This window comes from Cellulomonas gelida, from assembly GCF_006538725.1.
GTDB classification, from domain to species: Bacteria; Actinomycetota; Actinomycetes; order Actinomycetales; family Cellulomonadaceae; genus Cellulomonas; species Cellulomonas gelida.
In genome coordinates this window covers 24580-39447 of record NZ_BJLQ01000033.1, presented here as the reverse complement: position 1 = coordinate 39447, position 14868 = coordinate 24580, and the positions used below count along the sequence as shown (strand labels likewise).

Sequence of the window (14868 nt, the reverse complement as noted above, 5' to 3'; positions counted from 1 at the left end):
GAGCCGGTGCGGACCGGCTCGAGCTCGCCACGCGCGACGCTGACACACCCTTGAGCGACCGAGGTGTCGAGCAGGCGCGCGCGCTCGGCGCCTGGCTCGGCGCCGGGCGCCCGGGCGACCGGCCTGAGGTTGCCTGGTGCTCGCCCTACGTGCGTGCCAGGCAGACGCTGGAGGTCGCGCTCGACGCGGCGGGGTTCGACCTGCCGGTCCGGATCGACGAGCGGCTGCGTGACCGCGAGCTGGGGATCACCGACCGGTTGACGACGAGCGGCATCGCGCGCCTGCTGCCCGACGAGGCTGCGCGCAGGGCTCTGCTCGGCAAGTTCTACTACCGGCCTCCGGGCGGCGAGTCGTGGACCGACGTCGCGCTGAGACTGCGAGCCGTCCTGGCCGACCTCTCCCGGCGCGACGACGGTCGCCGCGTCCTGGTGGTCACGCACGACGCGGTCGTCGCGCTCGTGCGGTACGTCCTGGAGGAGCTCACCGAGCAGGACCTCTTCGCGCTGATCCAGCGCGGCAGCGTCCGCAACGCGTCGGTGAGCCTGATGGCGTACGGCGAGGGCACCTGGACCACCCGTCTGTTCGACGACGTCACGCACCTGGCCGCGCTGGACGCGCCCGTGACCGAGCACGAAGGGACGGACGCCCGTGGCCGATGACGACACGCACGCCGTGCAGCCCCTCACACCCGCCGTGCTCCGGTCCTGGCCCTTGCCGGACCGCCACGGGTCGAAGGACGAGCGCGGTGCGGTCCTCGTGGTCGGCGGTGCGCGAGGCACGCCCGGCGCCGCCATGCTCGCGGGGCTAGCGGCGCTGCGGGTCGGCGCCGGTCGCCTCACGCTCGCCGTCGCTTCGTCCGGCGCTGTCGCGGTCGCGGTCGCCGTCCCGGAGGCCGGGGTCATCCCGCTGCCCGAGACCGCGTCGGGCTCTGTCCGCGGCGCACCGGCCGACGTGCTCGCGGACGAGCTCGAGCGCGCCGACGTCGTGGTGGTCGGTCCCGGGCTCGACGACCCGGCAGGGACACGGTCGGTGATCGACGACGTGTGCGGCGCGGTCCCGGCGACGACGCCCGTGCTGCTCGACGCGTTCGCGCTCGGGGTCCTGCCCGCGATGGCCGACGCGCGCCGTGCCCTCGCGGGCCGCCTCGTGCTGACCCCCAACGAGAGCGAGGCCGCGCGCCTGCTCGGCGGCGCCGAGCTCACCGCGCGGGAGGCCGCGGCGGCGATCGCGGAGCGCTACGAGGCCGTCGTCGCGCTCTCGGGTCACGTCGCGGCACCGGGTGGCGAGGCGTGGGCGTCCGCGAGCGGGCACTCCGGGCTCGGGACGTCCGGCAGCGGTGACGTGCTGGCCGGTGCCGTCGCGGGGCTGCTCGCCGCGGGCACGGACCTCGCACGCGCGACCTGCTGGGGCGTCGCGCTGCACACGGGCGCCGGCGACCGCCTCACCGCCGAGGTCGGCCCCATCGGCTTCCTCGCGCGGGAGCTGGTCGACGCCCTGCCCCGCGTCCTGCTCGAGTACCAGGCGTCTTGAGCCGGTTCGGTCGGTGACGTCGCCGGACGCAGAGGAGCCCGTCCCCGGGTGTCCGGGAACGGGCTCCTCGTGATGAATCTGGTGGGCGATACTGGGATCGAACCAGTGACCTCTTCCGTGTCAGGGAAGCGCGCTACCGCTGCGCCAATCGCCCGGGGGTGTGCTGCTTGCGAGGTGGAGATGGGATTCGAACCCACGTATACGGCTTTGCAGGCCGCTGCCTCGCCTCTCGGCCACTCCACCCTGAGACCGCAGTCCTCAGCGGCCGGGGCCGAGAAGGATGTCTCCGAGCGGACGACGGGATTCGAACCCGCGACCCTCACCTTGGCAAGGTGATGCTCTACCACTGAGCCACGTCCGCGCTGTCACGTCCCCCGGCTCTCACCGGCGTTCCGTGTGCGTCCCAGACTTTAACCGAGTGTTCGCTCCAGAGTCCAACTGGCTCCGCGCCCTGGACCCAGATCCGCACGATCACGCGGATCTCGCGGCGTGTCGCGGCAGCTCCGACCGCGCGCGGCCCCCGCTCCGGTCCGGGCGACCGGGCCGAGATCCCCGGAATCCTGCGGCAGTCGCTCGCCGCACCGCGCCGGGCACGCGCTCCGACGTGAGGACACCGGGCGGCTTGTGACGATGGTCACCAGGCTGCCGAGCCCGTGCGCCAAGCCGGCCGAGGCCAGGGCGGGTCAGGCCGGCTCGGGCCGGGTGAGGTCGGCTCAGGTCACGACGGCGCGCGGCGTCAGACCTCGCCGGGCAGCGCGTGACGGACGACGATCCGCGTCCAGGCGCCGACGTAGACCCGGTCCCCGTCGGCGATCTCGTGACGTTGGCCCGCCGGGACGGGCACCGTGGGCAGCGACTCGCCCGCGCGCGCGAGGTACGTGCCGTTCGACGACTGCAGATCCTCCACCCACCAGCGCTGCCCGTCGGTGTTGAGCTGGCAGTGCCGACGTGAGACGCCCGAGTCCGACCCGCAGTCGATCTGCGGGTGGATGTTGCGCGAGACCGAGGGGCGCCCGACGAGCACGCTGCGCGTACGCAGCGGCACCAGCGCGGGGAGGCCCACCGAGGGCAAGGGGTCCTCGGGCTGCTGCAGCGCGTACCAGTCGGGGTCGATCCAGACCTCGGCGACCCACTGCTCAGAGCCCGCGGGTGCGGGCGTCGGCAACGCCGTGCCGTCCGTCGCAGGGTCCGGGTCGGCGGACGTCCCCGACGAGGACGACTCACCGCCGGGCGCCGATCCCGGGACCGCCGGCGCTCCGGGGTCAGGACGCGTGGCAGGCGGGTCGGACGCGGGCGGAGCCACGACCGCAGGCAGCGCGCCCGTGGTCGGGCCTCCAGGGGGCGTCAAGGGCGTCACGGGCGCGGGCGTGGCACCGGTGGTGAAGTCGTAGCCGCAGTTCTCGCAGAACAACGCACCGGGGGCGGCGGGGGACGAGCAGTGGGGGCACGACGTGGGGCCTGCGGCGGGTGTCGCACCGGATGCAGGGATCGTCGGTGACGGCGCGGCCGAGGCCGCCGCCGAGCCGATCGGCGCACCGCACACGTCGCAGTAGTCGGTCGACGTCGACGCGTGGCCCTCGGGGCACACGACCGTGCTCACTTGCGCACCCGCGTCGTCTTCGTCGACGCGGTGTCGAGCGCCATCTCGTCGAGCTTGTCCGTGTGGCGCTTGAGCCGCACCGTGCCCTGCTCCGGGTCGTCGATCTCGACCACCCGCTTGAGCCGGCTCGTCGCCTCGTCGTTGCCGGTCTCCTGCGCGAGCTGGACCGCGCGGCCGAGCTTGACGGTCGCGGTCGCCTCGTCGCCCACGGCCTTGGCCGCCAGGCCCTCCTGGATCGCGCTCGCGAGCTCGGCCTGACCCGTGTAGTGCGCGACCTCGGGGCTGATCCGAGCGGTGAGCGAGTCGTCGTCGGACCAGCGTGCCTTCACCAGACCCGACGCGAGCACCTCGCCGCCGACCGCGATCTGTACGCGTGCCGCGAGCTGCTCGGAGCCCACCGGCTTCGAGCCGACGCGCACCGCCACGTGGTAGTCGCGCGACTCGTCGCCCCACGAGCCCGTCGGGTACGCACTCGTCAGCGGGTTCACCTCGGACCTGCGCGACGTGAGGTCCTCGACCGTCGGGGCGACCTGCCGCACGAAGAGCACCTGGGCTCCCTGCGGCGCCCACACGCGCAGCTCGGCGTCGGCGATGCCGCGCGACATCGAACGCTGGACGAGGTCTCGGAAGTCGGCCGCGATGTCGTCCGGGTTGGCGATCAGGTCGACCGTCCCGAGCAGCGCGGTCGAGATCTCGCGGAGCTCGTCGACCTGCCAGTTCGCGCCCACGCCTCGCGCATCGCACTGGAAGTGGCCGGTCACGTTGCGCACCACTGCCGAGAGGGCGGCGCGGGGCTCGGACTCGTTCTTGCCGTCGGTCAGCAGGATCGCGTGCCGCTGCGGCGCCTGCGGGACGGTCGCGAACAGCCGGTCGGCCAGCGCGAGCCACGTGCTCATGGCCGTGCCGCCCGACGGCAGCAGCGTCGCGATCGCGCGCTTGGCCTCGAACCGAGCGCCCGGCTCCATCTGGACCATGTCCCGCACCGCGTTCGGGTACGGGAAGACCCGCTGCGCCACGTGGCTGCCGCCGACGATCGCGAACCACGTCCCGTCGGCGATCTGGTCCACCGCCACCTGGGCCGCGTGCTTCGCGGCGTCGAGGTTGCGGCCGCTCATCGAGCCCGACGTGTCGACCATGATGATCTCGGCGACACCGCCCTGGGCCGTGGCCGCAGCACCCGCACCGGAGCTGGTCAGCGTGACGATGGCGTGCACGTCCGTCCCGCCCTGCGGCAGGAACTCGTTCTGGAAGACCTCGGCAGTGAAGACGGCCACGCTCAATCCTTCGTCGGTCGGGTGCTGCCGAGGCTATCCGAACCCGCGGGCTCGGACACTCGGCGTACAGGGGTCGTGATCTCGTCGTCGACCAGGTGCTCGGGTCGGTCGTCGCCCTGGTCAGCGGCCTCGGCAGACGGGGGTGCGGTCCCGCCCGCGGCGGGCGTCCGCGGCGCCGGCACGCGCGCGAGCGCGACGGTCACGTTGTCCCGTCCGCCCTGCGCGTTGGCCCAGCCGACGAGCTCCGCGGCGACGCGTGCCGGGTCGCCGTCCACCGCGGCCGCGAAGCCGCGCAGGAGCGGCGCGAGGTCCTCAGCGCGCGAGCAGTAGTTCCACAGGCCGTCCGAGCACACGAGCACCCAGCCGGGGCCGTCGAGCACGGTCGCGGTGGTGCGCGCCGTGACGTCCTCGGCGTCGGGCCCGAGCCAGCGGGTGATCGCGTGCGCCTGCGGGGACGCCTCGGCCGCCTCCCGCGGCACGCCGCGGGACATGAGCTCACCGGCCCACGAGTCGTCGGCCGTGAGCTGCTGGGCGGGGCCGTCGTCGGGCAGCCAGTAGACGCGCGAGTCGCCGAGCCAGCCCGCGACGAGCAGGTCGTCGTCGACGACGGCGGCGACGAACGTGCACGACGGTGCGTGGTCGGGGCCGACACCCTCGCGCATGCTCGCGACGACCGCGTCGTTGCCCGCGACCGCCGCTCGCGCCAGCAGGCCGGAGAAGGCCGCCGTGCGGGCGGCCGACGACCCGGCCGCGCGTTCGGCCCCCTCCGGACCGCCGGAGACGAGGACGTCGAGCGCCGCGGCGACCGCCGCCAGGCTCGCGGCATCCGAGTCGGGCGCGGTCGAGACGCCGTCGCACACGACGAGCGCGGCGAACGAGCCCGAGGCGGCCAGCGCCATCGCGTCCTCGTTGCGCGCGTGGCGCACGCCGCGATCGCACACGCCCCCGACCCACGGGGCCGGGCTGTCCGACCAGTGGTCCCGCTCGGACGCCGCCGGCTCACCGCACTGCTCGCAGTAGCCGTCGGCGGCCACCGTGCCGCCGCAGGCACGGCAGCGGCGCGGTGCGCCCGTCGCCGCGGGCGCGTCGGCGTCACGATCGTCGTCCGGGTCGGCCAGCTTCGCCGAGGACGGCGGTGCCGCGAGCTCCTGCGCCGCCATTCCCGGCACCGCGGTCCCCCGCGCCGCCGAGCCGGCGGTGCCCTGCTCGGACGCACCCGGCACGCGGGCGCCGCACCCCTCGCAGAAGCGGTCGTCGGGGTGCAGCACTCCCCCGCACCGCTCGCACGCGGCAGTCGGTGCGGCCGTCGTCGCCGGACCGGTCACCACGCGGTCCACCGTCGGACGGCGTTGGCGCGGTCGACGAGGTCGATCCGCTCGTCGCGCGTGCCCGCGAGCGTCGCCGACTCGCGGTAGGCGGCCTCGAGCGCGTCCCGCAGCCGGGCCTCCTCGACGGGGACGTCGCCGATGCGCAGCTGCGTAGCGGGGCCCGAGCGCACGACCTCGGCGAGCGCGGCCTCGAAGACGCCGATCCGCAGGTCCACGCGCTGCTGCGGCTCGACCGTGACGCGTTCGAGCCCTGACAGGGCGTCCGCGAGGGCCGAGATGCCCCGGCCCGCGGACGTGAGCAGGCGCGCCCGCTGGACCCGGGCCTCCGGGTACGAGCTGCGCGTCGGCGTCACGAGCTCGAGCGCGGCCAGGGCGCCGTCGAGCTCGTCGGCCCGGCGCCGGATCCGCGCCAGGCCGAACGCTGCCGCCGCCGTGTAGTTGGCGTCCGAGCGCGCGCACACGACGTACAGCGACTCGGCGATGTCGGGCTCGTCGGACGTCTCGCACGCGACGGCCAGCGCGAGCTTGGGCGCGAGCTCGCCCGGCACCTGGCCGTACACCGCGTTGAACGACGCCCGCGCCGCGACCGCGTCGCCGGCCGCGAGCTGCGCGAGGCCGTCGAGCCACACCGCACGCCACTCCCACGGGTCGGCGTCCAGCACCTGCGCGAGCGCCGCGCGCACCACGTCGAGCCGGCCCGCCTCGATCCCGGCGCGCGCGCGGGCCAGCCGCACCTCGACGGTCTCGTCTGGCGCGTCGGCGAGCGCCTCGAGCCGCTGCAGCGGGTCGGACACGCTCACGCCGGCGAGCCACCCGGCCGCAGGGTCGGATGCGTCGACCTTGAGCAGCGGGAGCTCGTCCCACCCCAGGGGGCCGTGCGCGCCGTCGGTCGTCGGCGGGTCGAACAGCACCGAGGCGGCCGAGTGCAGCGCGGGGTGACCCGGACCGCGGTCCGTCGCGACGACCTCACGCAGGACGCCCAGCAGCTGCGTGCGCAGCTCGTCGACGGTGGCGAACCGGTCGGACGGGTCCGGTGCGCACGCCTTGGCCAGGAGCCGGTAGAACGAGTCGTACCGCGCGAACACGGGGGTCTCGGCGACCGGTGGCAGGGACGCGACGTACGTCGTCGTGTTGCCCCGGAAGTCCAGCACGAGCGACGCGAGCGTGCGGCCGATGGTGTAGACGTCCGAGGCGACCGACGTCCCCACCTCGGGCACCTCGGGCGCCTGGTAGCCGACCGTCCCGAAGATCGCCGACTGCAGGTCGTCGACCCGGCGCACGCCTCCGAGGTCGATGAGCTTGACTGCGTCGCCCTGCTGGATCACGTTGTCGGGCTTGAAGTCGCAGTACAGCAGGCCGACGTCGTGCAGGTAGGCGAAGGCGGGCAGCACCTCGAGCACGAGCGCGCACGCGTGGTCGACGGGCAGCGGGTCGTTGGTGCCGCCTGCCGCCTCGCGGCGCGCCGTGAGCATCTCCTTGAGCGAGCGGCCGCCCACGTACTCCATGACGGTGTAGCCCGCGTCGTCGTGCATGACGAAGTTGTAGATCTCGACGATCAGCGGGTGCTCGACCTCGGCGAGGAACTGCCGCTCGGCGATCGCCGCGGCGTACGCGTCGGCGTCGCCCGCGTTGAGCAGGCCCTTGAGCACGACCCAGCGCCCGGACACGTTCTGGTCGCGCGCGAGGTAGATCCAGCCGAGGCCGCCGTGCGCGAGGCAGCCGACGACCTCGTACTGGCCGCCCACGAGGTCGCCCGCGACGAGGCGGGGGTCGAAGTCGAACGCCGCGCCGCACTGCGGGCAGAAGCCCTTCGTGCGTCCGGGGACGCCGTCGCGCTCACGACCGACCGGCTCGCCGCACGACGGGCAGTACCGCTTGCGCTCCGGCACCTGGGGGTCGGCCATCACGACCTGCAGCGGGTCCCGGACCGGCACCGACGGGACGGTGGTGAGCCCGGCCCCCAGCCGCGCGCCGCGCAGCCGCGTGGAGCCCGTGCCGAGCGTGCGCGTGGCGCGCGAGCCGCTCGCCGCGGTGCGGGCCGAGCCCAGCGCCGCGGTCGCAAGCCGGCTCGAGCTGGTCCGTCCGGTACGCGTCGACCGCTCGTCGTCACCGCCGGGGCCGCGGGCGACCGGCACACCTGACGCGATCCCCGTGCCGAGCAGCGACGTGGCCGAGGCGGCGGGCCGGGTCACCCCTGTGCCCGCGGGCGCGGTCGGCGCCTGCGGCGAACCGCAGACGTTGCAGTACCCGTCCTCGTAGGTGCCGGTGCAGCCCGGTTCGGTGCACGCCGTCATCGCGTGGCTCCCTTCGGCCCGTGGGCGGGCACATCGCGGGTGAGGAACTCGTACTGCTCGACGTAGAAGCGCGCGAGGACGATGTCGCACGGCGTGCGCTCGACCGCGTCGCGCGCCTCGTCGTACCCGGAGCGCACGGTCAGCGACGCGCTGCGACCGTTCGCGTCCGCCGCGCCGCGGAGCCGCTCGAGGCGGTACCGCAGCTCGGCCCGCTCGCGCAGCGGACGGCCGTAGGCGTCCGCGACCGCGTCGAACGCGCGCTGGACGGTGCGCAGCCGCTCGACGAACGCGTCCACCTCGGTGCGCGTCGGTGGGACGTCGCCCAAGCGAGACACGTCGGGCACCGCGAGGTTCGGCGGGTCGACGATCTCTCGTCGGCAACGGTCGGCGAGCGAGTGCAGCGTCGGCTCGCGCTCCTCGAGCGAGTCGCGCAGCGCCGCGGCGTCCGAGCGCTGACGCGCCAGCGTGCGGCGCTGCGACGCGTCGACGATGAGGTCGCGCTCGGTGGTGGCGACGTCGACCTCGAGCTCGCCGAGCGGACCGGTGACGTCGGCACCGCGTGCCGCCTGCGCCGAGATCCCCTGCTCACGCGCGCGCAGCGCCGCGACGCGCGCCTGCGCGTCCCCGTCGGCGGCGAGGTCCTCGCACCGGACGACCGCCGCGCGCACCGCGCGCAGGCGCGCAGCCTCGTCGGCCGCGCCCGGGTCGAACGCGAGCCGGTCACGGAGCTGGTCGAGCATCGCGTCGCACAGCGTCACGGCCTCGACGAGCGAGACGAGCGCCGAGGCACGTCCCGCGTCGAGCCGGCCCCAGATGAGCTGCGACATCTGCTCGCGTGCGACCGCGTCCGCCCGGCCCGAGTCCCAGATCTCCACGAGCCGGTCCAGCCGTCCGCGGATCGCCTGCCACATCGTCATCGCCAGCACGACGTCGGACGTGAACGCCTCCGGCTTGTCCGTCTGCCGCGACGCCGAGTCGAGGCGGTCGAGCTCGGACCGCCGGTCCGCCGCCCACCGCTCGAGCGCAGCCAGGTACGTCAGCAGGTCCGCGGCGGGGATCGCCTCGCCGAGGCGACCCGGCGCCCGGGGCGGGTCGACGGGTCCCGCAGGCGTCACGACGAGCCTCCGCGCGCGGTGCGTCCGTACACCGACTCGGGCGGCTCGGGCGCGTCGCCCAGCGCACCGAGCCAGCGCTCGTACGACGCCGCCCAGCGGCCGTCCGCCTTGACCTCGTCGAGCACCGCATTGACGAACCGCACGAGCTCGACGTCGTCGGCCGCGACCCCGATGCCGTACGGCTCGTCGCTGATCGCCTTCCCGATGACCTTGGCGTACGGGTCCTGTGCCGCGAAGCCCGCGAGGATCGTGTCGTCGCCCGTGATCGCGTCGACCTTGCCCTGCTGGAACAGCACCAGGCAGCCGGTGTGGGTCTGCGCGCCGACCGCCTCGATGCCCGGGTAGTCCGCGAGCCGCTCGATCGTCGTCGTCCCCTCGGGCGCGCACACGCGCATGCCGTCGAGGTCGTCGATGTCCCGCGCGTCCGAGTCGAGCGGGACGAGCACCTTCTGACCGGCGTGGAAGTACTCCGCCGAGAACGCGATCTCGGTCCAGCGGTCGCACGTGATCGAGAACGCGCGCGCGACCAGGTCGACCTCGTGGTTCGTCAGCACGTCCAGGCGCTGGCCCGAGGTGATGACCCGGAACTGCAGGTGGTCCGGGTCGCCGAAGATCGCCGTCGACACCGCCGCGGCCATGTCGACGTCGAAGCCCTCGATCGCCCCGGTGATGGGGTTCCGGCTGCCCATGAGCAGGGTGTCCGCCGAGACGCCCACGATCAACGCGCCACGGTCACGGATCCTGCGCACCGACGCGTTGCTCTCGACGTCCGCGCCGCTCTCGCCCGGCGCGTACGACTGCGTCAGGTCGGTGCACGTGGCGGGTGCGGCGGCCGGCGCACTCGTCGCCGCCGCCTCGGCCGAGGGTGCGTCGGTCGCCCCGACGTCGCCGGGTTCGGTCGCGGTGCACCCGGCGAGCGCGAGCGCGAGCCCGGCCACCACGGCGGCGGCCCGCGCGGCACGGCGCGGGGTCGTCACGACAGCGGGTCCAGCCCTCATCAGCGGTACTCCTTCAGTCGAGCGCTGAAGCCCACGGCCACACCCACCGCCGCGAGCAGCCCGGCGAGCAGCGCGATCCACGCACTGCGGGAGGACGACCGCGCGGCGTCGTGCAACGCGTCGTCCGCCTGCGTCCCGTCCGCGCTGACCGCGTCCCGTGCGGCCGTCCCGAACGCGTCGAACTTCGCATTGGGCGAGTCGGGCTCGGTCGACGTCGCGAGGGCGACCGCGGCGTCCCAGTCACCGCCGTCGTCCAGTCCGCGGATCTCGTCGTGCGTGCTCCTCCAGGCGTCGAACGTCTCGACCACCTGCTGGTCGATCCCGCCCCCGGCGAGCAGCTCCTCTGCCTGGGTGACCGCGTCGAGGTACGACTCCTCGTACGCCTGGCCCGAGCCGCGCTTGATCAGCGTGAACGACTCCATGGCCTTCGCGTCGTTCGCGAGCGAGTAGGCGTGCGCGACCGCGACCGTGCGCGCGTACGCGCCGTCCTGGACCTGGTTCGCCGTCTGCACACCGCCGCTCAGGCTGGTGCTGAGCACGATCCCGCCCACGACCAGCACCACGGTGGCGATCACGAGCCCGCCGTTGAGCCGGCGGTGCGTGCGCCGCGCGAGCCACACCTGGACAGCGACGAGCGCCATGATCCCGACGACGAGCGCGAGCATCGCGAGCATCGCGCGTCCCGCGACCGCGAACGCGTCCGAGACCCGCTCGTCGTTCGCCGTGACGACCTCGTCGATGCCGGGCAGCGCGGAGGCACGCAGCTCCTGCGACGCGGCCTCGAGGTACGCGGCACCGACCGGGAACCCCTGCCGGTTGTTCGCGCGCGCCTGCTCGACCAGTCCGCTGTACGTCGTCACGCCCGTGCTGACCGCGCCGAGGCGTGCGGCGTCGCCGCGGTCCGCGCCCGCCACGGCGACCAAGCCACCCGAGGCCGCGGCGAGGGAGTCGTCGTACCGCGCTCGCTGCTCCACCGGTTCACGCCCGCCGACGAGGAACGCGTTCGTGGCCGTCGCGTCGGCCGCCACCAGGTCGTTGCGGACCTGCAGCGCGCGGACCTGCTGACCCGTGTCGTCGGCGGCTGCCGACAGCGCCTGGGACTGCGCGAGGCCCGTGCCGAGCCCGACGACGGCGACCAGCAGGCTCGCCAGCACGCCGAGCGTCGCCGCGAGCCGCAGACGTGCGGGAGTGCGGCTGAAGCGGCCTGAGCGTGCGGTGGTCACGGCGCCCGCGGGCGCCGGCGTCGCGAGTCGCGACGAGCCCGCGGTGGGTGCGACGAGGACCGCTCCCGCCGTCGCGGCCGTCGCGACGGCGGCTCCGGTGCGGCCTGCCGCGGATGCGGGTCGAGCAGGGGGCGGCGCCGCTGCTGCGGCGGGCGTCGGCGTCACGCGGACTCCTGTTCGTCGGCACGTTCGTCGGCCGGTTCGTCGGCCTGGTCGTCGGCTCGTTCGTCCGCTCGCTCGTCGGCGGCGTCGGGCGCGTCGTCGCCGGCGACCTCAGCCCGCGCGGCGGGACCACCGGCATCGAGCTGCTCGTCGGCCTCGTCGTGCGGGGCGTCGACGAGGTCCTCGGGCAGGAGCGTGCGCAGCTCCTCGACGGTCGGCTCGGCGACGTCGCGCAGCCGCCACGCGTGCCGCAGGATCGCCTTGTCGAGCACGTTGCGCGCCCACCGACCGTTGCCGAAGCCCTCGTCGCGCAGCTGGCTGCGGGCGATCTCCCGGAAGCGGTCGACCGTCTGCGGCGCGGGCTCGAAGTCGGCCTTGCGCGCCGCGAGCTCGAAGATCGCGGTCAGCTCGTCGTCGCTGTAGTCGTCGAACGTGATGGTGGTCGAGAACCGGCTCTCGAGGCCGGGGTTCGTCGCGAGGAACCTGCCCATCGGCCCGGGATACCCGGCGACGATCACGACGAGGTCGTCGCGGTGGTCCTCCATGTCCTTGACGAGGGTGTTCACCGCCTCGGCCCCGTACTGGTCCTCGGCCAGCGCGTACGCCTCGTCGACGAACAGCACCCCGCCCACGGCGGTCCCGACCACTTCGGACGTCTTGACCGCCGTCTGCCCGAGGTATCCCGCGACGAGCTCGGAGCGGTCGACCTCGACCAGGTGACCCTGCGCGAGCAGACCGAGCGCCTGGTAGATGCCCGCGACGAGCCGGGCGACGGTGGTCTTGCCCGTCCCGGGGTTGCCGAGGAAGACGAGGTGTCGCGTGATCGTGGGCGACGTGAGGCCCGCGTCGGTGCGCAGACGCTCCACGCGCAGCAACTGCGCCTGCTCACGGATCTCACGCTTGACGCGACGCAGCCCGATCAGCGCGTCCAGCTCGGCAAGGAGTTCCTCGAGCGAACGCGTCGGCGCCTCGGCGGGCTCGGGCTCGTCGCCCGCCGTCGCGACGGCCGTCGCTCCCGCGGCCGTAGGCGAGGGCAGCGCGTCCCGCGCCTGCTCGAGCGTCGTCCGTCCGGCGCTCGGGACGGGTCCCACTGGCGCGAGGCTGCCGGTGGCGCCCGCCGCCGCGAGGTGCACCGCGGCGGTCGCCGACGCGCGTGCCAGGACGTCCAGCCCGGGCTCCCCCAGGTCGCACGCGGCCGACGTCACCAGCGCGAGCGCGCGTGCGTACTCGGGGGCCTGCGGCGAGCCCTCGGCGACGAGCCGCTCGAGCTGCGCCGTGGGTGCCGAGCGCCAGCGGCGTCCGCCGGACGCCGCTGTGAAGAACGCGGAGAGCTCCGTGCGTCCGAGGGCCTCGCCCCACGCGTCGGGCGCGCCCGGGACGGCCTCGGCGACCGCCGCGGCGAGGCGCGCGCCCTCGTCGCGCACGTCCGCGTCGTCGAGACCCGCCTGCACGCCGACGGCCACGAGCGCGTCGATCGCGCCGCGCAGCGTAGCGCCGGGGCTCACGACGCCACCGCCGGGCCGCCGTCGGGCAGCTCGAGCGACGAGCCCCCGAACTTGTCCGCGAGGAACTGGCCGTGCGCGACGAGCGCGTGCGCGTCCTGCCGCGAGACCGCGTCGGAGATCTGCGTGAGCGTCACACCGAGGAGGTCGAGCTGGTCGCACAGCAGCATGAGCGACGTCTTGCCCTGCGCGACCACGCGACGGTCGGCGAAGTCGCGCGGGAGCCGAAGGTAGGACCCGACCGCCTCGGGCAGGTAGCTCGTCGCGGTCGCGACGACCGTGTGCGCCTGCCGGCTGCCGATGCCGAGCCGGTCCAGGCGCGGCGCCATGTCCTCGACGACGCGTGCGATGCGGTTCACGCGCGCGGTCACCGCCGCGGGCACCCGACCCTCGACGTCGCGCTGGACCTCACGGACGGCCTCGACGATCTGCGTGGAGGTGGGCACCGCGGGCTCGTCCGGACCGGCCCGTTCCGGCGCGCGGCCGCGCCGCCGGCCCACGAGCGCACCCCACCAGCCCATCGACGCCTCGCTCAGCCGAGGTCGAGCGAGCCGCCTGCGGCGCCCGTCTGGTCGGACTTCTGCACGCGGTCGATGTACGAGCGCGCCTTCGTCGTCTCGGTCTCGAGGACGCCGATGGTCTGGGCCATCGAGTCGAGCGCCTTGACCTTGAAGCCGTCGATCGCGTCCATCGTCGCGTAGATGTCGTTGAACGCCTGCTGGAGCTGCGGCAGGCCCAGCGTCGAGCTCGCCGCCTGCTCCTGGATCTGCACCGACTGCTCGCGCAGGAGCTTGGACGTCGACGCGATCATGCCCGTGGTCGTCGAGTTCAGGGCGCTGATCTGGTCGAGGACGAGCTTCTGGTTGTTGAGCGCCTGCGCGACGAGCACCGCGGTGCGCAGCGCCGCGACCGTCGTGGTCGTCGCTCGGTCGACGCCCTTGATGAGCTCGCCGTTGTTCTTGATGATGATGTCGGTCGCGAGGTAGCCCTGGATCGAGACCGCGAGCTGCGTCAGCAGGTCCTGGTGCTTCTGGCGCACGTAGAACAGCACGTCCTCGCGGAGCGACTTCGCGCGCTGCGGGTCGGTCCGCTCGGCCTCGGCGACCAGGGTCGCGAGCTTGGTGTCGAGCTTCTCGGCGACGTAGACGTACTGGTTGAGCCGCGCCATGGTCGCCCACAGGTGCTGCTTCTCGAGGTTGAGCGCGGCGTTGTCCTTGCGGAGCTCGTCCTGGCCGTTGTAGAGCGCCTGCACGATCGCGTCGATCTGCTTCTGCGCGCTCTCGTAGCGGCGGAAGTAGTCGGTGATCGAGTCGCCGAACGGCAGGAAGCCCAGGATCTTCTTGCCCAGGCTGGCCTCGGACGGGTCGAGCTCCTCGACGGTGCGGCGCAGGTCGAGCAGCGACTTGCTGACCTGCGACGTGCCGGAGACTCCTCCGTCGCGCAGCTCCTGGACCGGCATCTGCAGGAGCCGGTTCGAGGTCTCGGCCGCGGCCCGGACGTCCGCGTCCCCCATGGTCCGCACGTCCTCGGCCTTCGCCGCGAACTCGGGCGAACCGGCCTGCGCGCTCGCCAGCCCGGCGAGGTAGGAGTCGACCTTCGCGTCGAGACCCGGCAGTGCGGCCTCGTCGACACGCGGGGCGATCGCCGGGGCCTGGGTCTGCGCGACCGGAGCGAGCGGCGCGGGGGCCTCGAGCTCCAGCGGGGGCGTCAGGGGTGCCGGTGCACCCGCTGCGGGCTGCGTCATCGTGTACCTCCGCGTCGAGGACTCGTGATGGCCCCGATCGGGCCGCCGTCGAGCTCCGGGTTCAGTTGGGGTTCGGGCAGCACGCTATGCCATACGGC

General features: G+C 74.3%; 12 protein-coding genes and 3 tRNA genes. 2 read left to right on the top strand and 13 right to left on the bottom strand.

From position 1 onward, the window contains the following. Together CGE01nite_RS13260 and CGE01nite_RS13255 are read left to right on the top strand one after the other, a co-directional pair. Positions 1 to 659: histidine phosphatase family protein (locus tag CGE01nite_RS13260; RefSeq protein ID WP_141371349.1), on the top strand; the 659-nt coding region annotated here is incomplete at its 5' end. After that, complete coding sequence (locus tag CGE01nite_RS13255; RefSeq protein ID WP_082156403.1) at positions 649 to 1530, top strand: NAD(P)H-hydrate dehydratase; 882 nt, start codon at positions 649 to 651, stop codon at positions 1528 to 1530. The genes CGE01nite_RS13260 and CGE01nite_RS13255, both read left to right, overlap by 11 nt. A 79-nt stretch (positions 1531 to 1609) precedes the next feature. Here the strand turns inward: CGE01nite_RS13255 and CGE01nite_RS13250 are convergent. From CGE01nite_RS13250 to CGE01nite_RS13190, 13 genes are all read right to left on the bottom strand, one after another. Then, positions 1610 to 1684: transfer RNA gene (locus tag CGE01nite_RS13250), tRNA-Val, on the bottom strand. A gap of 18 nt (positions 1685 to 1702) precedes the next feature. Then, positions 1703 to 1773: transfer RNA gene (locus CGE01nite_RS13245), tRNA-Cys, on the bottom strand. Between the two features lie 46 nt (positions 1774 to 1819). Further along, positions 1820 to 1891, bottom strand: a tRNA-Gly gene (locus tag CGE01nite_RS13240). A 375-nt stretch (positions 1892 to 2266) separates the two neighbouring features. Beyond that, positions 2267 to 3130, bottom strand: a complete 864-nt coding sequence (locus tag CGE01nite_RS13235) for an FHA domain-containing protein (protein WP_048343397.1) — start codon at positions 3128 to 3130, stop codon at positions 2267 to 2269. Then, positions 3127 to 4404 (bottom strand): vWA domain-containing protein, encoded by a 1278-nt coding sequence (locus CGE01nite_RS13230; RefSeq protein WP_048343398.1) that lies wholly within the window; start codon positions 4402 to 4404, stop codon positions 3127 to 3129. Before CGE01nite_RS13230 ends, CGE01nite_RS13235 begins: the two co-directional genes overlap by 4 nt. Before the next feature lie 2 nt (positions 4405 to 4406). Then, complete coding sequence (locus tag CGE01nite_RS13225; RefSeq protein WP_229747555.1) at positions 4407 to 5732, bottom strand: PP2C family protein-serine/threonine phosphatase; 1326 nt, start codon at positions 5730 to 5732, stop codon at positions 4407 to 4409. Beyond that, the gene (locus CGE01nite_RS13220) at positions 5726 to 8026 is read right to left on the bottom strand and encodes a serine/threonine-protein kinase (RefSeq protein WP_141371348.1); all 2301 of its coding nucleotides are present in this window, start codon (positions 8024 to 8026) and stop codon (positions 5726 to 5728) included. Before CGE01nite_RS13220 ends, CGE01nite_RS13225 begins: the two co-directional genes overlap by 7 nt. Next, positions 8023 to 9141, bottom strand: a complete 1119-nt coding sequence (locus tag CGE01nite_RS13215; protein WP_141371347.1) for a hypothetical protein — start codon at positions 9139 to 9141, stop codon at positions 8023 to 8025. The genes CGE01nite_RS13220 and CGE01nite_RS13215 overlap by 4 nt, the downstream gene beginning before the upstream one ends. After that, positions 9138 to 10139, bottom strand: a complete 1002-nt coding sequence (locus tag CGE01nite_RS13210; protein WP_141371346.1) for a glutamate ABC transporter substrate-binding protein — start codon at positions 10137 to 10139, stop codon at positions 9138 to 9140. The genes CGE01nite_RS13215 and CGE01nite_RS13210 overlap by 4 nt, the downstream gene beginning before the upstream one ends. Beyond that, the gene (locus tag CGE01nite_RS13205) at positions 10139 to 11527 is read right to left on the bottom strand and encodes a GlnX family signal transduction membrane protein (RefSeq protein WP_053071686.1); all 1389 of its coding nucleotides are present in this window, start codon (positions 11525 to 11527) and stop codon (positions 10139 to 10141) included. The genes CGE01nite_RS13210 and CGE01nite_RS13205 overlap by 1 nt, the downstream gene beginning before the upstream one ends. After that, a complete protein-coding gene (locus CGE01nite_RS13200) occupies positions 11524 to 13029 on the bottom strand; it encodes an AAA family ATPase (RefSeq protein WP_141371345.1) in 1506 nt (501 codons plus the stop codon). The genes CGE01nite_RS13205 and CGE01nite_RS13200 overlap by 4 nt, the downstream gene beginning before the upstream one ends. Further along, complete coding sequence (locus CGE01nite_RS13195) at positions 13026 to 13547, bottom strand: hypothetical protein (RefSeq protein WP_141371344.1); 522 nt, start codon at positions 13545 to 13547, stop codon at positions 13026 to 13028. Before CGE01nite_RS13195 ends, CGE01nite_RS13200 begins: the two co-directional genes overlap by 4 nt. An 11-nt stretch (positions 13548 to 13558) precedes the next feature. Continuing rightward, entirely contained in the window at positions 13559 to 14770 is a 1212-nt protein-coding gene (locus CGE01nite_RS13190; protein WP_141371343.1) for a toxic anion resistance protein, read from the bottom strand. Between the last annotated feature and the right edge of the window lie 98 nt (positions 14771 to 14868).

Coding starts and splice junctions, on each gene's coding strand:
- CGE01nite_RS13220 (WP_141371348.1), bottom strand. CDS start 8,026: ATGACGGCGTGCACCGAACCGGGCTGCACCGGCACCTACGAGGACGGG.
- CGE01nite_RS13210 (WP_141371346.1), bottom strand. CDS start 10,139: ATGAGGGCTGGACCCGCTGTCGTGACGACCCCGCGCCGTGCCGCGCGG.
- CGE01nite_RS13195 (WP_141371344.1), bottom strand. CDS start 13,547: ATGGGCTGGTGGGGTGCGCTCGTGGGCCGGCGGCGCGGCCGCGCGCCG.
- CGE01nite_RS13190 (WP_141371343.1), bottom strand. CDS start 14,770: ATGACGCAGCCCGCAGCGGGTGCACCGGCACCCCTGACGCCCCCGCTG.